The sequence below is a fragment of the Amycolatopsis sp. NPDC021455 genome, assembly GCF_040640995.1.
Lineage (GTDB): Bacteria > Actinomycetota > Actinomycetes > Mycobacteriales > Pseudonocardiaceae > Amycolatopsis.
Genome location: NZ_JBFACT010000019.1, coordinates 87,484 through 110,638, shown reverse-complemented (window position 1 = coordinate 110,638; position 23,155 = coordinate 87,484). Strand labels below are relative to the sequence as shown.

The 23,155-nt window shown below is 72.3% G+C and carries 21 protein-coding genes and 1 pseudogene; 12 read left to right on the top strand and 10 right to left on the bottom strand.

The genetic code is table 11. The features are described 5' to 3' along the window. Positions 1-10: 10 nt before the first annotated feature. Positions 11-478 carry an MmpS family transport accessory protein gene (locus AB0G28_RS22540; protein WP_361092002.1) on the bottom strand — a complete coding sequence of 156 codons (468 nt, stop codon included), beginning with the start codon at positions 476-478 and terminating at the stop codon, positions 11-13. Between the two features lie 174 nt (positions 479-652). On the opposite strand from AB0G28_RS22540, the gene AB0G28_RS22535 reads away from it, so the two are divergent. The 4 genes from AB0G28_RS22535 (at position 653) to AB0G28_RS22520 (ending at position 4,519) form a co-directional block, all read left to right on the top strand. Beyond that, positions 653-1,762, top strand: a complete 1,110-nt coding sequence (locus AB0G28_RS22535) for a helix-turn-helix domain-containing protein (RefSeq protein ID WP_361091999.1) — start codon at positions 653-655, stop codon at positions 1,760-1,762. A gap of 105 nt (positions 1,763-1,867) precedes the next feature. Further along, positions 1,868-2,845 (top strand): LacI family DNA-binding transcriptional regulator, encoded by a 978-nt coding sequence (locus tag AB0G28_RS22530; RefSeq protein ID WP_361091996.1) that lies wholly within the window; start codon positions 1,868-1,870, stop codon positions 2,843-2,845. Positions 2,846-3,229: 384 nt separating this feature from the next. Further along, positions 3,230-3,811: a DNA-binding protein gene (locus AB0G28_RS22525; RefSeq protein ID WP_361091993.1), complete on the top strand. Its 582-nt coding sequence runs from the start codon at positions 3,230-3,232 to the stop codon at positions 3,809-3,811. 51 nt (positions 3,812-3,862) lie between these two features. Beyond that, positions 3,863-4,519: an RES family NAD+ phosphorylase gene (locus AB0G28_RS22520; protein WP_361091990.1), complete on the top strand. Its 657-nt coding sequence runs from the start codon at positions 3,863-3,865 to the stop codon at positions 4,517-4,519. Here the strand turns inward: AB0G28_RS22520 and AB0G28_RS22515 are convergent. Genes AB0G28_RS22515 through AB0G28_RS22505 form a run of 3 tightly spaced genes read right to left on the bottom strand, consistent with a single transcriptional unit; the run spans position 4,501 to position 8,076 of the window. Continuing rightward, positions 4,501-5,151 (bottom strand): HAD-IB family phosphatase, encoded by a 651-nt coding sequence (locus AB0G28_RS22515; RefSeq protein WP_361091987.1) that lies wholly within the window; start codon positions 5,149-5,151, stop codon positions 4,501-4,503. The genes AB0G28_RS22520 and AB0G28_RS22515 overlap by 19 nt on opposite strands. After that, positions 5,133-7,073 carry a S9 family peptidase gene (locus AB0G28_RS22510; RefSeq protein ID WP_361091984.1) on the bottom strand — a complete coding sequence of 647 codons (1,941 nt, stop codon included), beginning with the start codon at positions 7,071-7,073 and terminating at the stop codon, positions 5,133-5,135. The genes AB0G28_RS22515 and AB0G28_RS22510 overlap by 19 nt, the downstream gene beginning before the upstream one ends. A 40-nt stretch (positions 7,074-7,113) precedes the next feature. Then, complete coding sequence (locus tag AB0G28_RS22505) at positions 7,114-8,076, bottom strand: TerC family protein (protein WP_361091982.1); 963 nt, start codon at positions 8,074-8,076, stop codon at positions 7,114-7,116. A 306-nt stretch (positions 8,077-8,382) separates the two neighbouring features. Between AB0G28_RS22505 and AB0G28_RS22500 the strand changes: the two genes are divergently transcribed. From AB0G28_RS22500 to AB0G28_RS22485, 4 genes are read left to right on the top strand one after another with little or no spacing between them, the layout of a single operon-like run. After that, on the top strand, positions 8,383-11,247 hold the full coding sequence (locus tag AB0G28_RS22500; protein ID WP_361091979.1) for an alpha/beta fold hydrolase: 2,865 nt from the start codon (positions 8,383-8,385) through the stop codon (positions 11,245-11,247). Continuing rightward, on the top strand, positions 11,244-12,167 hold the full coding sequence (locus AB0G28_RS22495; RefSeq protein WP_361091976.1) for an ABC transporter permease subunit: 924 nt from the start codon (positions 11,244-11,246) through the stop codon (positions 12,165-12,167). Before AB0G28_RS22500 ends, AB0G28_RS22495 begins: the two co-directional genes overlap by 4 nt. Positions 12,168-12,194: 27 nt before the next feature. Next, positions 12,195-12,668: a hypothetical protein gene (locus AB0G28_RS22490; protein ID WP_361091973.1), complete on the top strand. Its 474-nt coding sequence runs from the start codon at positions 12,195-12,197 to the stop codon at positions 12,666-12,668. Between the two features lie 32 nt (positions 12,669-12,700). Next, a complete protein-coding gene (locus tag AB0G28_RS22485; RefSeq protein ID WP_361091970.1) occupies positions 12,701-13,441 on the top strand; it encodes an enoyl-CoA hydratase/isomerase family protein in 741 nt (246 codons plus the stop codon). Here AB0G28_RS22485 and AB0G28_RS22480 read toward each other — a convergent pair. Further along, positions 13,438-13,938 carry an SRPBCC family protein gene (locus AB0G28_RS22480; RefSeq protein WP_361091967.1) on the bottom strand — a complete coding sequence of 167 codons (501 nt, stop codon included), beginning with the start codon at positions 13,936-13,938 and terminating at the stop codon, positions 13,438-13,440. The genes AB0G28_RS22485 and AB0G28_RS22480 overlap by 4 nt on opposite strands. A gap of 217 nt (positions 13,939-14,155) precedes the next feature. Here AB0G28_RS22480 and AB0G28_RS22475 point away from each other — a divergent pair, with 217 nt between their 5' ends. Together AB0G28_RS22475 and AB0G28_RS22470 are read left to right on the top strand one after the other, a co-directional pair. Beyond that, positions 14,156-15,547: a S28 family serine protease gene (locus AB0G28_RS22475; RefSeq protein WP_361091964.1), complete on the top strand. Its 1,392-nt coding sequence runs from the start codon at positions 14,156-14,158 to the stop codon at positions 15,545-15,547. Positions 15,548-15,677: 130 nt separating this feature from the next. Further along, complete coding sequence (locus AB0G28_RS22470; RefSeq protein ID WP_361091961.1) at positions 15,678-16,070, top strand: VOC family protein; 393 nt, start codon at positions 15,678-15,680, stop codon at positions 16,068-16,070. A 22-nt stretch (positions 16,071-16,092) separates the two neighbouring features. Here the strand turns inward: AB0G28_RS22470 and uvrB are convergent, their stop codons facing one another. From uvrB to AB0G28_RS22455, 3 genes are read right to left on the bottom strand one after another with little or no spacing between them, the layout of a single operon-like run. Further along, positions 16,093-18,249, bottom strand: a complete 2,157-nt coding sequence (uvrB, locus tag AB0G28_RS22465) for an excinuclease ABC subunit UvrB (protein WP_361091958.1) — start codon at positions 18,247-18,249, stop codon at positions 16,093-16,095. Positions 18,250-18,295: 46 nt separating this feature from the next. Next, entirely contained in the window at positions 18,296-18,907 is a 612-nt protein-coding gene (locus AB0G28_RS22460; RefSeq protein ID WP_361091955.1) for a carboxymuconolactone decarboxylase family protein, read from the bottom strand. Between the two features lie 20 nt (positions 18,908-18,927). After that, the gene (locus tag AB0G28_RS22455) at positions 18,928-20,403 is read right to left on the bottom strand and encodes a DUF5685 family protein (RefSeq protein WP_361091952.1); all 1,476 of its coding nucleotides are present in this window, start codon (positions 20,401-20,403) and stop codon (positions 18,928-18,930) included. Between the two features lie 119 nt (positions 20,404-20,522). Between AB0G28_RS22455 and AB0G28_RS22450 the strand changes: the two genes are divergently transcribed. Next, positions 20,523-21,041, top strand: coding sequence for a DUF402 domain-containing protein (locus tag AB0G28_RS22450; RefSeq protein ID WP_361091949.1), 519 nt, complete (start codon positions 20,523-20,525; stop codon positions 21,039-21,041). Positions 21,042-21,399: 358 nt separating this feature from the next. Here the strand turns inward: AB0G28_RS22450 and AB0G28_RS22445 are convergent, their stop codons facing one another. Continuing rightward, positions 21,400-21,591 (bottom strand): CGNR zinc finger domain-containing protein, encoded by a 192-nt coding sequence (locus AB0G28_RS22445; protein WP_361092083.1) that lies wholly within the window; start codon positions 21,589-21,591, stop codon positions 21,400-21,402. Further along, positions 21,568-21,855, bottom strand: a pseudogene (locus AB0G28_RS22440) (ABATE domain-containing protein); the annotation flags it as partial. The pseudogene AB0G28_RS22440 and the gene AB0G28_RS22445, both read right to left, overlap by 24 nt. An 80-nt stretch (positions 21,856-21,935) precedes the next feature. Here AB0G28_RS22440 and AB0G28_RS22435 point away from each other — a divergent pair. Next, positions 21,936-23,135 (top strand): MFS transporter, encoded by a 1,200-nt coding sequence (locus AB0G28_RS22435; RefSeq protein WP_361091946.1) that lies wholly within the window; start codon positions 21,936-21,938, stop codon positions 23,133-23,135. Positions 23,136-23,155: the final 20 nt, after the last annotated feature.

Genomic DNA, 23,155 nt, shown 5'->3' with positions numbered 1-23,155 from the left:
TGCCGCAGACTCAGACGGCGCAGCTCACGAAGGACTCGTCTGCCACGGCCTTCTCGGCGACCACGACGTCGTCGACGACGATCCGGCAGCGCAGCTCGCCGGGGCCGGGGTTCCGGGCGGCGATGCTGCGGAACGGCGTGCGGCCGGCCGGGACGGACTCGCTGAACGACGCCGACCACGGCGTCGTCACCTCGGAGCGCTGGCTCAGGGCCGAACCCGCGCCGGCGTAGGTGACGTTGCGGGCGCCGTTCTCGCCCAGCAGTTCGTAGACGACGGTGTGGCTGACCTCGCGGGCCGCGGCCGGGACCACCGGCGCGGCCACGGGCTGTTCCTTGGCCGGCCCGCGGGTGGACTTGGGCACGATGGACGACGTGACCGCGAAGGCCGCGGCGAGCACCCCGAGGACGACGACGACGCTTCCGGCCGACCGGGCCCGGGCGGCGCGGTCGCGCTGGTCCTTCGCAGCGGGCCTGATCACGGTGGGAACACCCATGGAGAGGTCTTCTCTCGTCGCGCGCACTTCCGCCGAGTGCGTCGACCTATATCTCGCCGTGACCTAACTCCGCGTTAGCCGGTCTTCGCAAGAAGTCGCACATTCACCCAAACGGGGGGCTCGGCCGGTTTTGTCGGTCCCCCGGGGCATGATCGGGGTGTGTACGAGGAGGCGGCGCCGCCAGGGCCGTTGCGGGGCGTGGCGCGGTGCGTGTGGCGATCGGCTTCGGCGGAACCGAAGCGGATCGTCCCCGACGGCTGCGTGGACCTGGTCGCCGGGGACGGCGAGGTGTTCGTGGCGGGCCCGGACACGGCGGCGTGGTCATCGGTGACGCGGCCGGGAGCGGTGCTGACGGGAGTGCGGTTCATCCCGGGCCGCGCGGCGGCGGTGCTCGGGGTCGCCGCCGACGAGCTGCGCGACCGCCGGGTGCCGGTGGGCGAGCTGTGGGGAGAGGTGTTCGCCGAGCGGCTGCTGACGGGTGAGCTGTCGCCGGCGCAAGCGGTTGCGGCGAGGCTACGGGAGGCACCGCCACCCGACCCGGCGGTGGCGGCACTGATCGACCGGCTGGACGCGGGGGCGGCTCGGGTCGGCGAAGCGGTGGCGGGGTTGGCTGGGGCTCGGGCCGATGGGGAGGCTGCCGCCGCACTCGGCGGGTCCGGTGCAAGCGCGGCAGATATCGCCGCTGCACTGATCCAAGCCACCCAGCTCGACCCGGCCGCCATGGCCGCCGCACTCGGCCGGCCCGGCGCGAGCGCGGCGGAGATCGCCGCCGCACTGATCCAAGCCACTCAGCTCGACCCGAACGCCGCGCTCAGCCCCGCCAATCCGGAAACAGCACGAGCTACCGCCGCACTGATCCAAGCCGCCCAGCTCGACCCGGCCGCCATGGCCGTCGCACTCGGCGGGTCCGGTGCAAGCGCGGCGGATATCACCGCCGCACTCGCTCAGTCCGCCGCGCGCCGGGCGGCGGCCGCGGCCACTCGCGTCGAGGATCCCCTCGCGGTCGGTGAACGGCGGCTGCGGCGGCGGTTCGTCCAGGCCGTCGGCTATGGCCCCGCCACCTACCTCCGGGTCAGCCGGTTCCAGCGCGCCGTCGCGCTGGCGCCGCACCTTCCCACCCTGGCCGGGCTGGCCGCCGCCGCGGGGTATGCCGACCAGGCTCACCTCAGCCGGGACTGCCGGGCCCTCACCGGCCTGACGCCCCGCGCCTACTTCCGCCGACCCTCCACTGTGGACGCAACAGCACGTGACCGGCTCCGTTCGGCGTAACCCGCACGGACAACCGGAAGTGGCTCTTCGCCCGTTAAGGTAAGCGGACAGTAAACGACTACCAAGAGCGCTATTCTCCCCTCGACGAGTGATCAGGGAGGGCGTGTGGCCACCATCAGCGACGTCGCGGCGCGAGCCGGTGTCTCCACGGCGACCGTGTCGCGCGCGCTCAACGGCAAGTCCACTGTGGACCCCGCGCTGGCCGCGCGGGTCCAGGAGGCGGCCACCGAGCTCGGGTATCACCCGAACGGGTTGGCCCGGAACCTGCGCCGGCAGGAGACGGCCGTGCTCGCGCTCATCATCTCCGACGTCGAGAACCCCTTCTTCACCGCGATCGCGCGCGGCGTCGAAGACCTCGCGCAGCGGTCCGGGTACTCGGTGGTGCTCTGCAACTCCGACGAGAACGAGGACAAGGAGCGGCGCTACATCGAGGTCGCGCTGCAGGAACGGGTCGCCGGGGTGGTGCTGTCGCCCACCGGCCGGTCGACGAACGTCGAAGGCCTGCGCCGCCAGGGCACTCCCCTGGTCGCGGTCGACCGGCCGCTGCCCGCCGCGGCGGGCGACCAGGTGCTGGTCGACACGCGGCACGCCGCCGCGGAGGCCACGCGGCACCTGCTCGCCGGCGGCTACCGGCGCGTCGGCTGCCTGACCGGCCCCGCCGGCGTCCGCACCGCCGACGACCGCCTGGCCGGTTACGCCGACGTCGTCGGCGAAGCGAACGTCCTGTCGCGGCGGGCGGAGTACCGCGCCGAAGGAGCCCGGCTGGCCGCGCTGGAACTGCTCGACGAGCCGTCGCCGCCGGACGCCCTGCTCGTCGCGAACAGCACGATGGCGATCGGCGTGCTGGAGGCGCTGTCGTCGCGTGGCCTGCGTCCGGGACGGGACGTCGGCATCGTCTCGTTCGACGACGCGCCCTGGACGACGTTGATCGATCCGCCGCTCACCGTGGTCGCGCAGCCGGCCTACGAGGTCGGCCGCGTGGCGGCGCAGCTCCTGCTGGCCCGCATCACCGACAGCAGCCGCGACGCGACCACCACGACCCTCGAAGCCCGGCTGATCGAGCGGAAAAGCTCCCGCCGCTGACGCCGGAGGGTCGGCTCGCGCACTCAGAGGGTCGGCTCGCGCACTCAGAGGGTCGGAGCGACGTGCCCGGGGGGGCCGGCTCGTGCCGGGCCCCCCAGGCACGCCCCACCCCCTGTGTCCCCCATGACCGGCGCGTCGGCCGGATCCTGTGAGCACGGAGCGGAAATCGTTTTCTCCCCGGAACGTAGGTGTGCCGCGCCGTGGTGTCAAGCCGCGGAGGGTCTGGACAACCGCCGCCGATCCGGGGAAACTGACCGGAAGTTGCCTACTCAACGTGTTGATTGATGTGCCCAAAGTGTCGATCTGTGGTGAATTCACGCACAGACAGGGCAAGAAACCGCACGAACCCGCACAGGCGCGTTGTTTCGGGTTAACCTGAGCCACATGTCTGTAGCGCTGGAGAACATCCTCGCCAAGGCGGGCCTGAAGGTCGACGCGCACGAGTTCCTCACGCTCGTCGAAGACGCGGCGCGCAGACTGTCCCCACCGAATCCGGATCCCTCGCACTACTTCTCCGCCGACCAGCGGGCCGCGCTCACCGACGTCGGCCTGGACCTGTCGCCGCGCCGCGAGGACGAACCCGACTTCCGGGCCCGCACCGTGGCCGCCCACGCGGTGCTCGCCGAAGGCGCGCTCAGCGTCAACGAGGCGGCCAAGACCCTCGGCGTCGACGACAGCCGGATCCGGCACCGCCTCAAGGAAGGCAGGCTGACCGGCTGGAAGGACGGCGGCTGGCGGCTCCCGGCGTGGCAGTTCGCCGGCTCGGGCGTGCTGCCCGGCCTCGAGGTCGTGCTCAGGGCGCTGCCCGAAGACCAGCCCGCGCTCGTCGTCGCCGCCTTCATGAGCACCCCGCAACCGGACCTGCTGATCAACGACCACCCGGCGACGCCTCGCCAATGGCTGCTTTCCGGGGGTGACCCGGACCACGTCGCCCGCCTTATCGCCACGCTCGGCACACCGCTCTAGGCTGGACCACCCCGAGCAAGATCTCCGACAAGGACGGACTACCCCCGACGCATGGCCCGGCTCCCGTTGCCGCCCGCCCGATCCGTCCTGGTCCGGCAGCTGAACCGTGCCCATGACGTGGTGACGGTCCAGCCCACGACCAGGCTGGTGCGGATCTTCACCGCGCACGGCAACCACCCCCAGCAGTGGAACTCGTTCCGCTACACCGGCCCGCTCCCCCACGGCCGGTTCGACCAGCAGTCGCCCGGCCGCGGCGGCGTGCCGGTCACCGACCCCGCGAACGGGGTGCTCTACTTCGGCCTCACGGTGCGCACCTCGGTCGCCGAGGTCTTCCAGACCAGCTCGACGGTCGACCGCCGCACGCGCGGTCCCCGGCTGGTCGTCGTCCGCCCGACGCGCACGCTGCGCCTGCTCGACCTGACGGGCCTCTGGCCGACGCGGGTGGGCGCGTCCCAGGAGATTTCCAGTGGGCCCAAGAAGCTCACGCAGGCGTGGGCGCGCGCGATCCGCGGCGCGTTCAGCGACCTCGACGGCCTCTGGTACCGCTCCTCGATGGACTCCGGCGACCCGGCCCTCTGCCTGTGGGACCCGCCGGCGGGCGCCGCGCTGCCGATCGCGCCGGACGTGCTGCTGCCGCTCGACCACCCGGGCCTGGACGTCCCGCTCGGCCGCGTCTGTGAAGAGCTGAACTACACGCTGCTCAACTGAGCTTCGAGGATGGGGACGATCGCCCGCAGGTCGTCGCCGTCGACGACGTGGGTGGCGACGGCGCGGGCCGCCGGGGCGGCGTTGAACCCGATGCTCGTCCCCACCGCGGCGAAGAGCGGCAGGTCCGACCGGCTGTCGCCGACCGCGGCACACCGCTCCGGCGGGAAGCCTTGCGAAAGCGCGAAGTCGCGCTTGCCGTACTCGTCCAGGTGCTCGGCGACGCGGCCGGTGTAGCGCCCGCCCTCGGCCTCCGGCACCGGCCCGCAGTACGCCGCGAATCCGAACCGGCGAGCGAGCACGCGCCCCACCGGCGTCCACGCCAGCGTGGTGAGCACCGGGCGGAGACCGTGGTCGTGGCACCACGCCACCGTCTCGGCGATCCCGCCGACCAGCGGCAACGTCTCCAGCCGGGCCGCGATCTCCGCCTCGGTGTGGCCCGCCCAGCCGCGGGCGTCGATGACCGACGCTTCCTGGTTGGTCATCGAGCCCGCGGCGTAGGCCGCTTCGGCCGCGACGAGTTCGGCTTCGTGCCCCAGCGCGGCGGCCACCCACGCGCACGAACTCGTGCCGGGCACGAGCGTGCCGTCGACGTCGAAGCAGACCAAGCCGCGCGTCACAGGTGCCGCGCCCACCAGTCCAGGACCGCTTCGAAGCGCTGGACGCGGTGCCGCGGACGTCCCGAGCGGGTCAGCTCGTGGCCTTCGCCCGGGAACAGCAGGAACTCCGCGTCCGCTCCCGCTCGGCGCAGGGCCACGAACATCCGCTGCGCCTGCTCAAGCGGGCAGCGCCAGTCCTGCTCCGAATGCACCACGGCGAACGGGATGCGGATCTGCGCGGCGTACGTGAGCGGGCTGCGGTCGCGCAGCACCTCGGGTTCGGTGCCGATGTAGGCGTCGACGAACATGTAGCCGATGTCGGAGCTGCCGAGCATCGAGTCCCACGCGTTGACCGCGCGCTCGCTCCACGCCGCCTTGAAGCGGTCGCCGTGGTGGGCCGCCAGCCAGCTCGTCATGAAGCCGCCGTACGAGCCGCCCATGACGCCGACGCGGGAGGCGTCCAGGTCCGGGCGTTCGAGGGCCTTGTCCAGCAGCGCCAGGACGTCGTCGACGTCGACCGTGCCGAAGCCGTGGGTGATCGCGTGGCCGTGCTCGCGCCCGTAGCCCGCCGCGCCGCGCGGGTTGCCGAGCACCACCGCGTACCCCGCCGACGCGTAGACCTGCGCCTCGTCGAACAGGCCCCAGTCCTGCTGGAGGAACGGGCCGCCGTGCACCACGCGCAGCACCGGGTGCGGGCCGTCGCCCTCGGGCAGCACCAGCCAGCCGTGCACCGGGTAGCCGTCCGGGGCGGTGGTCTCCAGCTCGATCATCGGGCGGATGCCCTTGTCCCGCAACGGCTTCGAGTAATCCGTGAGCACCCGCGGGTCGCCGTCGCCGAGCAGCACGACGTCCCCCGCGGACTCGGGGGAAGCGACCACCGCCGCGATCACCGAGCCGTCGAGGGCGAACGACCGCACCGCGGTCCGGTCCGCGTACACCACCGGCAGGTCGCCCAGCGGGGCGTCGGCGGCGTCGACGGGGACCGCGCGCAGCTCCACCGCGCCGCGGTGGCGGACGGCCACGAGCACGTCGTCCCCGCGCGGCGCCGGCGGGCCCGCCACGGGCTCGCAGTCCACCGTCTCGGCGTCGGTGAGCCGCCGCGGCTTCACCGGGCCGGCGCCGAACTCGGGCACCGCCGCGTACAGCCCGGTCGGCGCGGCTTCGTGGTGGTCCTCGAAGGACTGCCCGTAGTAGAACAACGTGCCGTCGGGGCCGAACACCGGCTGCTCCGCGTAGCCCTCGCACCGCACGACGACTTCGGGGTCGCCGCCGTCGGCGGAGACCGCGCAGAGGTCGCGGTAGTCGCTTTCGGCGGCGTCCCAGTCCGGCGGCGCGGTGAAGACCACGCGGCGGCCGTCCGGCGTCCACACCGGGTCGGCCGCGTCGAACCCGTCCCCGGTCAGCGGCTCCGGGGACTCGGCCGGCTCGAGCGTGTCGAGGACGAACAGCCGCTGCGGCCGGTCCCGCAGGAACCCGACGTCGTCGATCCGGTAGTCCAGCCGCGTGATCCGGCGCGGGGCCTCGGCGGCCGGCTCACGGGTCTCGCCGTCGGCGCCTTCGGTGCCGTAGCGGCCGGCCTCGGGCACGCGGGCGGTGAAGGCGACCCGCCGCGAGTCCGGCGCCCACACCGGCTCCCCGATCCCGAGGTGCAGTGAGGTCAACCGGCGCGCTTCGCCGCCTCCGGACGGCATGACGTGCAGCTGCGGGCTGCCGTCCGCGCCCTTGCCCTCCCCGGCACGGAGGAACGCCACCCAGCGCCCGTCCGGGGAGATCGACGGCGAGGAATCGCGCGGACCGTGCGTCCACGCGGTCTCGCCGCCGTCGGGCGACACGCGCCGCAGCGCGCTGTGCGCGGCGTCGGTCTTCAGGTCGGGCCGCTTCAGCGCGGTGAGCAGCAGGTTCCCGCGCAGGGCGGGACGGCCGGGGACGACGAGGGCTTCGATGTCGGCAGGACGCACGTCCCCGACCGTACCGGAATTCCTTAGCGCTGCGAACGACTTACGCGGGGACTTGCTTCCGTTCGTCGCGCCGGGCCTTGGCCAGGCTGGCCACCGTCGTCACCGCGAGGACGACGACGATCACGCCGAGGGAGATCCAGTTGTTGATGTCCAGCCAGTCCGGCACGACGTGGTACTCGTGCAGCGCGTGCAGGAACAGCTTCGCCCCGATGAAGGCGAGGATCACCGCGAGGCCGTAGGTGAGGTAGACCAGCTTCGTCACCAGCCCGCCGAGCAGGAAGTACAGCTGCCGCAGGCCCATCAGGGCGAACGCGTTGGCGGTGAAGACGAGGAACGCCTCCTGCGTGATGCCGAAGATGGCCGGGATCGAGTCGACGGCGAAGAGCAGGTCCGCCGAGCCGATGGCCACGATGACCAGCAGCATCGGCGTGATCATCCGCTTGCCGTTGACCTTCACCGTGTACGCGTGGCCGTGGTAGTCGTCGGCCACCGGGGCGATCCTGCGGACCTGCCGGGTGACGGCGTTCTCGTGGTATTCCTCTTCCTCGCCCTTGCCGCGCAGCATGCTGACCGCCGTCCAGACGAGCACCGCGCCGAAGAGGAAGAAGACCCAGACGAACTGCTCGATCAGCGCGGCGCCGATGGCGATGAAGACGCTGCGCATGGCCAGCGCGAGCAGGATGCCGACCAGCAGCACGCGGTGCTGGTGGATGGCGGGCACCTTGAACGACGCCATGATGATCATGAAGATGAACAGGTTGTCGACGCTCAGCGAGTACTCGGTGATGTACCCGGTGAAGAACTCGACGCCCGGGTCGTGCCCGGCGAAGATCCACACGCCGATGCCGAAGACGATCGCGCAGGAGATGTAGAAGATCACCCAGCGGGCGGCTTCCCCCGTGGTCACTTCGTGCGGCTTGCGATCGACGATGACCAGGTCCAGCGCGATCAGCGCGAGCAGGCCACCGATCGTGGCGATCCACAGCCACAGGGGGACAGTCATGGAACTCGAACCTCCGGATAGTGCGCATGAGCAACTAACCGGAGGTCTCTTCCGCCGGTGGAAACCACCGGCCGACGGTGCCGGGGGCGCAGGGCCACCGTGCTGACGACACCGCCGCGAAGGAATACTCCCCTCACAGCGGGTCCAGTTTGCCGGTTCCCCCCACCCGAGCGCCAGCCGGGATCGCGCACGTCACCGGGTTGGTCCTGTAATTCTGGTCACTTCGGTCCACCAGGTGGTCCCCAGGTGTGTGATCACCGTGAGCCGGTGAGGACACTCTCAGGAAAGTTCACATACGGTCACTTCGTGCCCCGACTCCCGCTCCCGCGCACCCGCGGAGCCCGCCTCACCGCGCTCGCCGCCGTCGTCGTGGTCCTGGCCGCCGGCGCGGTCTTCTGGATCACGCATCCGGCGGCGGCCCCGCCGGTGCCCGCGCAGGACGCGCTGATCGACATGCCCGCCGGCCCCGGCTCGGCGGGCCAGGTCAAGATCGACACGACGACCTACCTCCCCGCGACCGTGCCCGCGCCCGCGGTGCTGCTCGCGCACGGCTTCGGCGGGGACAAGAACAGCGTCGCCGACGACGCCCGCGAGCTCGCGCGGAAGGGCTTCGTCGTCATGACGTGGTCCGCGCGCGGGTTCGGCAGGAGCACCGGCAAGATCGGTCTCAACGACCCCGGCGGCGAGGTCGCCGACGCGAGCCGCCTGATCGACCGGCTCGTCGCACAGCACCAGGTCACGCTCGACGCCAAGGGCGACCCCGAGGTCGCCGTCACCGGTGCCTCCTACGGCGGCGCGCTGTCGCTGCTCCTGGCCGGCACGGACAAGCGCGTCGACGCGGTCGCCCCGGTGATCACCTACAACGACCTCGCGCAGGGCCTGATCCCGAACGCGGCGACCCCGGCGTCCACGGCCCCGGGTACCCCGTCCGCCGGCGCGTTCGCCCCCGGCGGGGTGTTCAAGAAGAGCTGGGCGGGCATCTTCTTCTCGGCCGGTTCGGGCGCCGCGGCGAGCGGCTCGCCGTCCGCCGAAGCGCCGGAGGCCGGGCAGGCGACCGACACGGGTTCCACCGGCGCCACCGGGGCGGGTGCGGCGGCCGCCGTCCCGGCGGTACCGCCCGGCGCGGGTGGGCCGCGCAGCGGTCCGGCCGACCCGTGCGGCCGGTTCACCGCCGCGGTCTGCCGCGCCTACACCGAGCTGGGCACCACCGGCCAGGCGAGCCAGGCGAGCGTCGACCTGCTGCGCCGCGTCTCCCCCGCGTCCGTGACGAGCCGGATCACCGTGCCGACGCTGCTGGTGCAGGGCGAGAGCGACACGCTGTTCGGCCTTGACCAGTCCGACGCCACCGCCCGCCAGATCACCGCGGCGGGCGGCAAGGTGAAGACGATCTGGTACACCGGTGGCCACGACGGCGGCAAGCCCGGACCGCAGCTGCGGGCGAAGATCGCCGACTTCCTGTGGACCGCGGTGCGCGGCGGCGATCCCGGCACCGGCTTCAGCTACGACGTCCAGGGCACCTTGCGCGCCAACGGAACCCCGTCGGTCCGCACGGTCAACGCCCCGGCCTACCCCGGGCTGACCGGCCCGGCCACGCAGCGGCGGCTGCTGGCGCTGAACGGTCCCGCGCAACCCGTCGTGCGCCCGGCCGGGGCGAACCCGGCGGCGGTGAGCGGGATCCCCGGGCTCAACGGCGTCGCGAGCAGTTCGTCGCGCCTCGGCGCGCTGTTCAGCAACGACCCGCCGGGCCAGGCCGCGCAGTTCACCACGGCGCCGGTGGACAGCCAGATCGTCGTCAGCGGCGCGTCGACCGTGCGGCTGCAAGTCGCCGCCGATCCGGCGCATCCGCAGCCGGAGGCTGTCCTCTTCGCGAAGCTCTACGACGTCGGCCAGGACGGCTCGCGGGTGCTGCCGGCCAATGCGATCGCCCCGTTCCGGGTGAGCGGGCTGCCCGCCGACGGCACGCCGGTCGAGGTCACCGTGACGCTGCCCGGCATCGTCCGGCCGATCGAGGGCGGGCACTCGCTGCGGCTGGTCGTCGGCACCACCGACCAGGCGTTCGCCGCCCCGGCCGCGCCCGCGGTGTTCCGCATCGGGCTGGCCGGCGGCACCGCGCTGGCCGTGCCGATCGTGCCCGGCGCGTCCGTCGGCTCCCCGGCCCCGGTCGGGCAGCTGGCCGGCATCGGCGTGACGCTGGCGATCGGCGTGGCCGTGGTGCTCTTCGCGGCGCTGCGCCGCCGCCGGGCCACCGACGTCGACCCGGAGCTCGCCGGCACACCACTGGTCATCGAAGGGCTGCGCAAGCAGTACGCGGGCGGCTTCGTCGCGGTGAAGGACCTCTCCTTCCGCGTCGAGCCGGGCCAGGTGCTCGGCCTGCTCGGGCCGAACGGCGCGGGCAAGACGACCACGCTGCGGATGCTGATGGGCCTGATCACGCCGACCGCGGGCAGCATCCGCGTGTTCGGGCACAAGATCACCCCGGGCGCGCCGGTGCTGTCGCGGATCGGCTCGTTCGTCGAAGGGTCCGGCTTCCTGCCGCACCTGTCCGGCCGGGCGAACCTCGAGCTGTACTGGGCCGCGACCGGGCGTCCGGCGGAGAAGGCGCACTTCGCGGAGGCGCTGGAGATCGCCGGGCTCGGCACGGCCGTCGAACGCCGCGTCCGGACCTACAGCCAGGGCATGCGGCAGCGGCTGGCGATCGCCCAGGCGATGCTCGGCCTGCCGGAGCTCATGGTGCTCGACGAACCGACCAACGGGCTCGACCCGCCCCAGATCCACCAGATGCGCGAGGTGCTGAAGCGGTACGCCGCGACCGGCCGCACCGTGGTGGTGTCCAGCCACCTGCTGGCCGAGGTCGAGCAGACCTGCACGCACGTCGTGGTCATGCACCGCGGCTCGCTGGTGGCCGCGGGCGAGGTCGGCGAGCTGGCCGCGGCCGGCGGCGAGGCGACGTTCAAGGTCGACGACGCGGCGGCGGCCGCCGCGGCGCTGAAGGCGGTCGGCGGCGTCACGAACGTCGACGTCGAGGGCGACGTCGTGCACGCCAACCTCGACGGGCTGCCGCGCGCGGAGGCGGTGGCGGCACTGGTCCGCGCCGGCGTCGCGGTGGAGCAGGCCGGGCCCCGGCGCCGGCTGGAAGACGCGTTCCTGCAACTGGTCGGAGATGAGTCGTGAGCGAGGGTGTGCACACCGATCCGCACGCGCTGGACGAGCTGAGCGACGTCGCTTCGGCCGAACACGCCGGGGTCGGGCCGGACGGCGCGGTCGAGGGCTACAGCGCCCGCCGGACGCTGCGGCTCGGCGTCGAGCTGCGCCGTCAGCTGCGGCGGCGGCGGACGCAGTTCCTGCTCGGGTTCGTCGCGATCCTGCCGTTCATCCTGGTGATCGCGTTCCAGCTCGGGCAGTCGAACCCGAACCGGCGCAGCGGCGGGTTCGTCGACCTGGCGACGGCGTCCGCGCCGAACTTCGTCGTGCTGGCGCTGTTCGTGTCCGGGACGTTCCTGCTGCCGATGATCGTCGCGCTGTTCTTCGGCGACACGATCGCGAGCGAGGCGTCGTGGTCGAGCCTGAAGTACCTGCTCGCCGTGCCGGTGCCGCGGCAGCGGGTGCTGCGGCAGAAAGCGATCGTGTCCGGGCTGCTGTCGGCGTTCGCGCTCGTCCTGCTGCCCTTGGTGTCGCTCGGCGTCGGGGTGCTCTGGTACGGCGCGGGCGACGCGATCAGCCCGACCGGCGACGCGGTGTCCTTCGGCGACAGCCTCCTGGCCATCGCGCTGTCCACTGTGTACATCATCCTGCAGCTGGCCTGGGTGGCCGGGCTGGCGCTGGCGCTCAGCGTGTCGACCGACGCCCCGCTCGGCGCGGTCGGCGGCGCGGTGCTGGTGGCGATCCTGTCCCAGATCCTCGACCAGATCACGGCCCTGGAAGGCCTGCGCAACTACCTGCCGACGCACTACGCGTTCGCCTGGATGGACCTCATCTCCACCGACGTCGACTGGACCAACCTGGCGAGCGGCATGCTCTCGGCGGTGATCTACGGGACGGTGTTCTTCCTCTACGCGGGACGGCGGTTCGCTCAAAAAGACATCACCAGCTGACCCCCGCACCCGGCGTAAGCTGCGGAAATGACCACCGTGGTGGAATGGCACCAGCCGCCCGCGCCGCTGGTGAAGACGCTCAACGTGGTGCTGCGCAGGGTCCTGCCCAGCCCGCTCGGCCGCCGGGTCGGCGAGTTCATGCTCCTCGCCTTCACCGGCCGCCGCACCGGACAGCGCTACCGCTTCCCGGTGACCGCTCACCGCGACGCCGAGGGCCTGTACGCGCTGACGCCCGCGGGGTGGAAGGCGAACTTCCGGGGCGGCGCGGACGTCGACGTGACGCTCGCCGGCCGGACGACGCCGATGCGCGGCGTCCTGATCGAAGACGAGACGGTGGTGGCGCGGACCTATCTGGACCGCATCACCGAGCTGGGCATGCGGCGGGCCGGGCGCGAGATCGGCCTGAAGTTCCCGGCCGGCCGGCTGCCGACCCTGGCGGAGATCACCGAGCTGGCGCGCCGTGAGCACTTCGGCGTCGTCCGGTTGAGCGGTAAGACCTGACCGGCCCGCGGCGTCGAGGTACGGTCGGCGGCGTGCCGATCATCCTGGAGAGCCACCACGACGTCGCCGTGCTGCGGATCGACCACGGCAAGGGCAACACCCTCGACACGGATTCCTGCCGTGAGCTGGTGCTCCGGATGGAAGACGCCGAGCAGGCCCGCGCGGTGGTGCTCACCGGCACCGGCGGCATCTTCTCCGCGGGCGTCGACCTCAAGCGGATCGACGAGGGCGGCGCGCCGTACGTCTCGGAGTTCCTGCCGCTGCTGTCGGACGCGTTGCTGGCCGTGTTCGGCTGCCCGCGTCCGGTGGTCGCGGCGCTGAACGGGCACGCCATCGCCGGGGGCGCGGTGCTCGCCGCGGCGTGCGACCACCGGGTGCTCGGCCCGGGCACCATCGGCGTCACCGAGCTGCTCGTCGGCGTGCCGTTCCCGCTGGCCGCGCTGGAGATCCTGCGCTGCGCGTACGGGACGGCGCCGCTGCCGTCCCTCACCTACTCGGGCGCGGTCTTCGGCGGCGAGGACGCGCTCGCCCGCGGGCTGGCCGACGAGCCGGCGGCCCCGGAGGAGGTCCTCGAGCGCGCCCTCGCCGTCGCGAAGCGGCTCGGCGACCTGCCCGCCGAGCCGTTCGCCCACACCAAGGCCCAGATCCGGCAGCCGTTCCACGAGCGGATCGCCGAGTACCGGCACTCCGACGACCCGGAGGTCGAGCGCCTGTGGCGGTCGCCGGCGGCGCTCGCCGCCGTCAAGTCCTATGTGGACAGAGTGCTTCGCTAGACGCGCACGCCGCTTTCGGCCAGCGCCTTGATGCCTTCGACCGTCCGCCGCATGTTGGCCTGCAGCTCGCCGAGCCGCATCGCGACGATCTCGTCCTCGTGCTCGGGCATCGAGCCGATGATCGCCGTCAGGTTGGAGGGGCCCGGGCCGATCTGGGCCCACTGGCGCAGGATCGTGGCGTCGCCGTCCGGGACGAGCTCGAACTTCCACGACGCCGCCGGGTTCGTCACGTCCATCACGGCCCACGCGAACAGCCGCCCGGGCTCGTACCCGGTCACGGTCGAGACGGTCTCCCACTCCCCGGCGACCGGGTGGGAGTTGCGGCCGCGGAACCGCGCGCCGAGGCCGGGTTCGCCGCCCTCGACCCAGCCGCCGCCCTGGAACTCGGTGGAGAACCGGGCCGGCAGGTCGACGTCCAGCAGCCAGGACCAGACCTCGGCCGGCCGGGCGTCGACGCGGACCTCGACCTCCGTCGCCGGACAGTCGGAAACCTTCATGGCGGACCCCCTCGCTCGATGCCGGTGCCTTCGGATTCGGACGGTAATCCCGCGCCGATCACGCGGACAACTCGCACCGTGCCGTCGGCCGCCCGGGCACCGCGCCACCCGCCGAAAGTCGGTCCCTGACCGATTCTGCGCCCGGACAGCCGATTGCCGACCGCGTCCGGTTCTGTGAAGGTCCCACCGAAGGTTCAGGAGCCGGGGAGGGTGCTCGATGCGCAGACTGTTCACCGCAGGCATGGTCCTGCTCGCGATGGCCGGGGTGGCGCCGGCGGCCGCGGCGGCCCCCGACATCAAGGCGGAGCTGCAGAAGATCCCCGGGCTGACGGTCGTTTCGGAGGACGCGGCGCCGGCCGGGTACCGGTTCTTCAAGCTGACCTACACCCAGCCCGCCGACCACCGGCACCCCGGCGCGGGCACGTTCCAGCAGCGGTTCACCCTGCTGCACCGCGACTTCGCCGCCCCGACGGTCGCCTACACCAGCGGCTACAACGTCAGCGGCTCGCCGAACCGGTCCGAGCCGACGCAGATCGTCGACGGCAACCAGCTGTCGATGGAGTACCGCTACTTCACGCCTTCGCGGCCGGAGCCGGAGAACTGGGCGAAGCAGCTGACGATCTGGCAGGCCGCCGCGGACGAGCACCGCGCGGTGCAGGCGTTCAAGGCGATCTACCCGGGCAAGTGGCTGGCCACGGGCGGCAGCAAGGGCGGCATGACCGCGACGTACTTCCGGCGCTTCTTCCCCGACGACGTCGACGCGACCATCCCGTACGTCGCGCCCAACGACGTCATCGACCCGGTCGACGTCTACAACCGGTTCCTGTCCCGGGTCGGCGACGACCCGGCGTGCCGGGCCGCGCTGAAGGCCATCCAGCGCGACGCGCTGAAGCGGCGTGACGAGCTGGGCGCGATCGCGGCGGCGGACGCGGCGCAGCGCGGGCTGACGTTCTCGATCGTGGGCTCGGCGGACAAGTCGCTCGAAATCTCGGTGATCGACTCGTATTTCGCCTTCTGGCAGTACCAGAAGCAGGCGGACTGCGCGACGGTGCCCGCGCCCGGCGCGCCGGCGGCGGACGTCTACGCCTGGTACGAGAAGGTGGAAAGCCTCAACACCTACTCCGACCAGGACCTCGCGCCCTTCATCCCGTACTACTACCAGGCCGCGGCCCAGCTCGGCTCGCCCGAGGCGTACGACGGCTACCTCCGCGACCTGCTGCGCTACCCGGGCGCCGACCAGCCGAAGACGTTCGTGCCGAGCTCGATCCGGATCCCGCCCTTCGACTACCTGGCGATGCCGGACATCGACTTCTGGGTGAAGTCCCGCGGCACGCGGCTGCTGTTCGTGTACGGCTCGAACGACCCGTGGGGCGCCGAGCCGTTCGAACTCGGCCGGGGCAGCCGTGACTCGTACCGCTACTACGTGCCGGGCGGCAACCACGGGTCGAAGATCGCCCAGCTGCCTCCGGCCGACGCGGCGGCGGCCACGGCGACGGTCCGGCGCTGGGCCGGCCTGCCACCGGCCTCGTCGTTGGCTGCCCGCAGCGCCCCGGGCGGGTTCCCGGACTTCGACGCTGACCTCACCCTTTCGGCGCGCCCGCCGCTGTGACACTCCACTGTGACACGCGGCTGTGACACGCGGCTGTGACACTCCGCTTTGAACACTTCCGTGATCTCCCGGAGCCGGGCTGTCAGGCGTAGTCTCGCCACACCTGACGGCCCGGCCCGAGGAGGCCTGCATGCCTCGTCCCGTCCACTTCGAGATCCACGCGGGTGACCCCGAACGAGCGGTGGCGTTCTACACGAAAGTGTTCGGCTGGAAGTTCGAACGCTGGGGCGGCAACGTCCCCTACTGGGTGATCACGACCGGCGAAGGCGACGGCATCGACGGCGGGCTCGTCCCCCGCCAGGGCCCCGCCCCGGAGGCGTCCGCCCCGGTCCACGGCTTCGTCAACACGATCGGCGTCGCCGACCTCGACCACACCCTCGGCGAGGTCAACCGCGCCGGCGGGACGCTGGCCCTGCCGAAGAGCCCGGTGCCGGGCGTCGGGTGGCTGGCCTACTGCAAGGACACCGAAGGCAACATCTTCGGCATGCTGCAACCGGACGAGAACGCGCCGGCCCCGGCGTAGTTCAGTCGATGCAGTAGTCCAGTCACTTGATGCCGGCGGCGTCCATCCCCCTCAGCTCCTTCTTCAGGTCCGAGATCTCGTCGCGCAGCCGGGCCGCCAGTTCGAACTGCAGGTCGCGCGCCGCCTGCATCATCTGGTCCGTCATCTGCTGGATCAGGTCCGCGAGCTGGGCCCGCGGCATGGCCGAGACGTTCTTGTCGACGAGCATCCCGGAGCTGCGCACCCGGTCGCCCTGCTCGGGCTTCTTGCCCCGGGAGGCGTTGCGGCCCGAGCCGCCCACCGAGACCTGCTCGGTGTCTTCGGCCTCGCTGTACACGCGGTCGAGGATGTCGGCGATCTTCTTCCGCAGCGGCTGCGGGTCGACGCCGCGTTCCTTGTTGTAGGCGACCTGCTTCTCGCGGCGCCGGTCCGTTTCGTCGATCGCGTGCTGCATCGACTCGGTGATCTTGTCCGCGTACATGTGCACTTCGCCGGACACGTTGCGCGCCGCGCGGCCGATCGTCTGGATCAGCGACGTCCCGCTCCGGAGGAAGCCCTCCTTGTCCGCGTCGAGGATCGCCACGAGCGACACCTCCGGCAGGTCGAGGCCCTCGCGCAGCAGGTTGATGCCGACCAGGACGTCGAAGTCGCCCGCCCGCAGCTGCCTCAGCAGCTCGACCCGGCGCAGCGTGTCGACCTCCGAGTGCAGGTACCGCACCCGGATGCCCAGCTCCAGCAGGTAGTCGGTCAGGTCCTCGGCCATCTTCTTCGTCAGCGTGGTGACCAGGACGCGCTCGTCCTTGTCCGCGCGCTCGCGGATCTCGTGCACCAGGTCGTCGATCTGGCCCTCGGTCGGCTTCACGACCACCTTCGGGTCGACCAGGCCGGTCGGCCGGATCACCTGCTCGACGAACTCGCCGCCGGCCTGGCCCATCTCGTACGGCCCCGGTGTGGCCGAGAGGTAGACGGTCTGCCCGATCCGGTCGGAGAACTCCTCCCAGGTCAGCGGCCGGTTGTCGACCGCGCTCGGCAGGCGGAAGCCGTACTCGACCAGGTTCCGCTTCCGCGACATGTCGCCTTCGTACATGCCGCCGATCTGCGGGACCGTCTGGTGCGACTCGTCGATCACCAGCAGGAAGTCGTCCGGGAAGTAGTCGATCAGCGTCGCCGGCGCCGAACCGGGGCCGCGGCCGTCGATGTGCCGCGAGTAGTTCTCGATGCCGGAGCAGAAGCCGACCTGGCGCATCATCTCGATGTCGTAGGCCGTGCGCATCCGCAGCCGCTGCGCTTCCAGCAGCTTGCCCTGCTTCTCCAGCTCGGCCAGCCGTTCTTCGAGCTCCTTCTCGATGCCCTGGATCGCCTTTTCCATCCGCTCCGGGCCGGCGACGTAGTGCGTCGCCGGGAAGATCCGGACCTCGTCGACCTCCTTGACGATGTCCCCGGTGAGCGGGTGCAGGTAGTAGAGCTTCTCGACCTCGTCGCCGAAGAACTCGACGCGGATGGCCAGCTCCTCGTACGCCGGGATGATCTCGACCGTGTCGCCCCGGGCGCGGAACGTGCCGCGCGCGAACGCGATGTCGTTGCGCGTGTACTGGACGTCGACGAGCGCCCGCAGGAACACGTCCCGGTCCAGCTGCATGCCGACCTCGAGCTTCGACGACCGGTCGAGGTAGGACTGCGGCGTGCCCAGGCCGTAGATGCACGAGACACTGGCGACCACGATGACGTCCCGCCGCGAGAGCAGGTTCATCGTCGCGGAGTGCCGCAGTCGCTCGACGTCGTCGTTGATCGACGAGTCCTTCTCGATGTAGGTGTCGGTCTGCGCGATGTACGCCTCGGGCTGGTAGTAGTCGTAGTAGCTGACGAAGTATTCGACCGCGTTGTGCGGGAACAGCTCGCGCAGCTCGTTGGCCAGCTGCGCGGCCAGCGTCTTGTTCGGCGCCATCACCAGCGTCGGCCGCTGGACGCGCTCGATCAGCCACGCCGTCGTCGCCGACTTGCCTGTCCCGGTGGCGCCCAGCAGCACGACGTCCTTCTCGCCCGCCTTGATCCGGCGTTCGAGCTCGTCGATGGCCGCCGGCTGGTCACCGGCGGGCTGGTAGTCACTGACCACCTCGAAGCGGCCGCCGGTCCGGGGGATCTCCGAGACCGGGCGGAAGTCGGACTGGGCGAGCACGGGGTGTTCGGTTGCGAAAGCCACGTCGACCAGAGTAGGCCGACCCACCGACAATTTCCGTCGGCCCTGGTCAGCGGGGGCGGAACACCGTGACGGAGGCGACGTCGCCGCCGTCGACCGAGCAGTGCAGGACCGCCCCGGGCGCGGGGCCGTCCCCGAAGCACGAGACCAGCACCCGGTCGGGTCCGGTCGCCTGCACGTCGGTGCGCGGGAACTCGGCGAGGACCGCGGCGACCTCGCCTTCCGGCGCCGCGAGGTGCGCGAGGACGACTTCGCGCGGGGACGGCGGGGGCGGGATCGGCAGGCCGTGGCCTTCGAAGAGGCGGTTCAGCTGGTCGGCCGCCGAAACCGCGCGCGGGAAGCCGGCGAAGGCCGCCGTCTGGACGACGACTTCGCAGACTTCGGCGGGCGACAGCCCCGCGGCCAGCCCGGTCCGCAGGTGGACGCTCAGCGGCGGCCCGACCATGCCGGCGGCGACGATCGCGGCGAGCGTGGCGGCTTCGCGGGTGCGGGCGTCGAGGGCCGGGCGTTCGTGCAGGTGGCCGTAAACGGTGCCGACCGCCAGCTCGCCCAGTGCGGGGACGGTGGCGAACAGCGCGTCGAGCCGCTTCGCGCCGTCCTCGACCAGGCCGGCGAAGTTCTCGCGGCCTCGGTGGTGCAGTTCGGCCATCGGGTCCGTCATGCGCGCTCCCCCTTTTTGTCTCAGCAGCTGCAGTCGCAGCAGGAGCAACAGTCGCAGTCGCAGCCGTCACAGCCACTGCAGCAGTCACAGCCGTCACAGGCGCCGACGGGCTTCCCGCTCCACGGGCCAGGATAGGGATCGCGGCAGCAGAACTGGCAGGTGCAGCACATGTAGGGCGTGAGGGCGCAGCCGAGGAAGAAGTTGCGCTTCTTCGGCGGGACGGCGAACTTCGGGTACCAGAGGCCGCCGCCTTTGCCGTGGAGCGGCTCGGGGCCGGTGGGGCCGTCTGGGCCGTCTGGGCCTCCGGGACCGCCTGGGCCTCCAGGACCATCCGGACCTCCGGGACCGCCTGGGCCTCCGGGACCGCCCGGGCCACTTGGGCCTCCGGGACCGCCCGGCCCACCGGGACCACCCGGACCACCCGGGCCACCGGGACCGCCGGGCCCACTCGGGCCGCCTGGGCCTCCAGGACCACCGGGGGCGCCCGGCGGCGGGACCGGGCCGGGCGGGGGAAATCCGCGTGGCTGCGGTGCCCCTCCCGAGCCCGGCGGAACCTGATGTGGATGCTGCTGAGGCGCCGGGCCTGGCCCGATCCATCCCGGCGGCGGCTGCTGCGCAAACGGCGTGCCGTGGCCGGGGGTCGAGCCGTGGCCGAAGGCGCGGTGCACCGCCTGCCGCAGCTCGTGGACCAGCAGCGCGTGCACCAGGGCCGGGTTGGCGAAGTCGGCTTCGCGCAACGCCAGCTCGACGCCCAGCACCGCGTCGTCGCACAGGCGTCTCGCCTCCGCCCAGCCCGTTCCGGTGGCCAGGAGTGGGTTCCAGGCGCCGGTGGCGGCGTCGGTGGCGTGGTCCTCGACCGCGTCCAGCAGGTGCGCCACCCGCCCGAACAGGCGGCCGGCCTCGGCGAGGGGTGCCGCGTTGCCTGGCCGTCCGGCCAGCTCGGCCGTCCGGGCGAAGGCCGCCGCCGTGGCCAGTTCGGCCGGCTCGGTCGCCAGCAGGGCCGAGTCCCCGGGACGGATCGCGCGTTCCAGCTCGCCCTGCCGGTCGACGGCCTCGGTTAGCACCGCCGTGTCGAACCCGACCCGCGAGCCGGTGCGGCTGCCCTGCACCGCCCAGCGGGCCGCGACCCGGCGCGCGGCCGCGGCGACCGGGCGCTTGCCGAAGGCGCCGTCGCGGTCTTCGACGTGGTCGCCGACCTTCGCGGCGGCCAGCACGAGCGACACCGCGGCGGCGAGCTGGGCGCCTTCGCCGCGTGCGACCGACGCCGTCCGCATGCCCCGCAGCGGGCATGGGCCCGCGTCCCGCCGCCGGTCCGCGCGTGGTGCCTGCGCCTCGACCAGCACGGAGATGATCAGCCCGTCGTAGTTGGTGACGACGCGGGCGAACTGGCCGTGTTCGTCGCGCAGCGTGAGGCAGAGCCCGCACAGGTGCGCCAGCCAGTCGGCGTGCAGGCCGGCGGACAGCCGGTGCCGGCACGGCCTGATGATCCCGAACATCCCCAGTTCCCCCTCGGCTCCCGGACGGTCGGCGCACCTTAGCCCGAACGTGTGGCGCGCGCGGCGGGTGTGTGCGATTCGTGACCGGTTCCGCCGCGGATCCCGGCAGGATGGGCGGCATGGCCCCACTGCACCCGCCGAAGGTCGAGATCTTCGACCCCGCCGCGCGCGTGAACATCGATCCGAAGGGCATCCGGCGGGAGGTCGAGGAGTACCGCGAGGAACCGTTCGGCTTGTACGTCGCCCGCCCGACACCGGGCCGCGCGCAGTTCCACTACCTGGAGTCATGGCTGGTGCCCGGGCTGGGTCTCCGCTTCACCGACTTCTGGTTCTCCCCCGGCCACGAGCGCGACCAGGACTTCTACCTCGACGTGGTCCGCGTCCGCCGCGACGGGCCGCGCTGGGTCGCCACCGACCTGTATGTCGACCTGGTGCTCAAGGACAAGCTGTCCGTACGGGTCATCGACACCGACGAGCTGCTGGAAGCCCTCGCCGCGGGCCTGGTCACGGCCGAAGAAGCGGAGTACGCGCTGGAAACGACCTACGCCGCGGTCGAGGGCTTGGCCGCGCACGGTTACGACCTCGCGGCCTGGCTGTCCACGCGGGACATCACGCTGACCTGGCGGCGGCATCCCTAGCCAGGTTCGCCGGCAGCGACCAGCACCGGTCCCGGGCCACGCACGGGTAGGACCTCGCGGACCGGCTGTCCACAACGGACACCACGCTGACCCGGCGGCGACATGCCTCGTCAGCCGCCGCAGATTTGATGCGTCCCCTGTTCGCGGGTTCGTGAGGTGGTTGCACACCGTGTAGGTGGACAATTGCGGCTGTCGTTGCCGCCGACGGTGTGGTCTTTCCATTCGGCAGCAACTGCGATCAGCCTGAACACCCCACGAGAGAGACTCGGTGCGTGGGGAATCGGCGCCGGCGACCGAACGAGAAAGCACCACAGAGAGCGCCGATTTCCCACGCCACGGCGAAGCCGTATCTTGAAACTCAACCAGAGGAAGCACGACGCCGCCGATAGCTGGCGGACTTCGCTTTGGTACCACAAGCACTCATCCCACACCACCGCCTCCGCCCAGCGTGAGAAGCGTCCAAAAACAACCGGCTGCAGTCAGGGTGCGCACATTCACGGATCCGCGAAACATGAGGCCCCGCGAGCAGATCGATGGCATCACGAGCCAACGTGGACAGTGCTTGCCCGAGATCGCCACGGTACGAAACGGCGGCACCCGTCCACTGCAACACCAACGGCGGCTCAACAGCGAAGGCGTTCAAGTCGGCTCGCCCCGCCTCCGAAGGGCCCCGACGACACAAGGAGTCGACCGTCTCGCGAAGAGCGACAGTCCGCCGCAGACCGACGTCGTCGACCGTGATCTCGGCGCCGTATCCCGCTTCCGAGAGCCATCGCGTTACGTCAGATGGCGTGTTCAGGAGCTCGCGCGGGTGCTCGTGGTGACGGACCCTTCTGCCAAGCTCGCGTCACCAGAGCATGTCACCAGACAATGTGGTGACGACGAGAGGCGGGCATGTCCGGACTGGTGCGCTACCTGACCGCCGCGGTGCTGGTCCGCGGCGCCGACAGCGGCACCACGGTCGGGCTTCTCCTGCTCGCCGCCGACCGGCACCTGTCCGCCGCGGTCGGCGGACTGCTCGTCGCCGCGCTCAACGCGCCCCATCTCGTCGGTCCCTGGCTGGCCGCTCGGCTCGATCGCGCTCGTGATCGGCGGTGGCTGCTCGCCGCCGCCTACCTGCTCTACGGGCTGGCGCTCGCCGCCGGGGCCCTGACGATCGGCAGCCTGGCCGCCGTCGGCGCGGTGGCCGTCGCCGGGTGCTGTGGGCCGCTGCTGACCGGTGGGCTCAGCAGCGTCCTCGGCGACCTCGGCGCCGGACGGCGGCGGCGGGGCTGGGACGCGCTCACCTACGGCGTCGGCGGCACCGCCGGGCCGGCCGCGGCCGCCGGGCTCACCGCGCTCGGCGGGCCGCTCGACGCCGTGCTCGGGCCGGCCGTCGCCGCCGGGGTCGGCGGGGCGCTCGTCCTCACCTTGCCGCTCGCCGCGCGGGAACCGGCTCGCGAAGTCGCCGGCCTGCGGGCCGGGCTGGCGGTCCTCGTCCGGAAACCCGCGCTGCGGCGGGTGACCGTGCTGACGCTGCTCGCCGCGGTCGAGCTCGGCGCGCTGCCCGTCGTGGCGGTGCGGTTCGGCAGTGAGCTGCACGGCTCCGCCGCGGCGGGCGCCACCCTGACGGTCGCTTACGGCGCCGGCAGCCTCCTCGGCTCCGCGCTGGTCACGGCGTGGCCGTTGCGTGGCGAACCCGCACTGCTCGCCGCGCGGTTGTTCGGCGCCATGGCGGTGGCCACGGCCTTGTGCGCACTCGCGCCGGGTTACGTCTCGGCCGTCGCGGGGTTCGGGGTGCTCGGGCTGCTGAACGCGACGTCGTTCACCGCGACGCTCACCGCCCGCGGCGGCTACGCCCCGGCCGGTGCCCAGGCCCAGGTGTTCGTCACCAGCGCCGGGCTGAAGGTGGCGATGGCGGCCGCGGGTGCGGCACTCGCGGGTGCGGCGAGCGGCCTGGGTGGCCGGGGCCTGCTGCTCGGCGCGGCCTCGACCACCGGGCTCGCCGTCGTGCTGGCCTGGGTGGACCGGAAGCAGGCCGCGCGCCCGCCTCGGAAGACGGCTGCCCAGGCCGAGAACCGGCCGGCCCCCTGGCGTGACGACGAAGCCGCGTGATCAGGCCGGTGCCGGGTTCC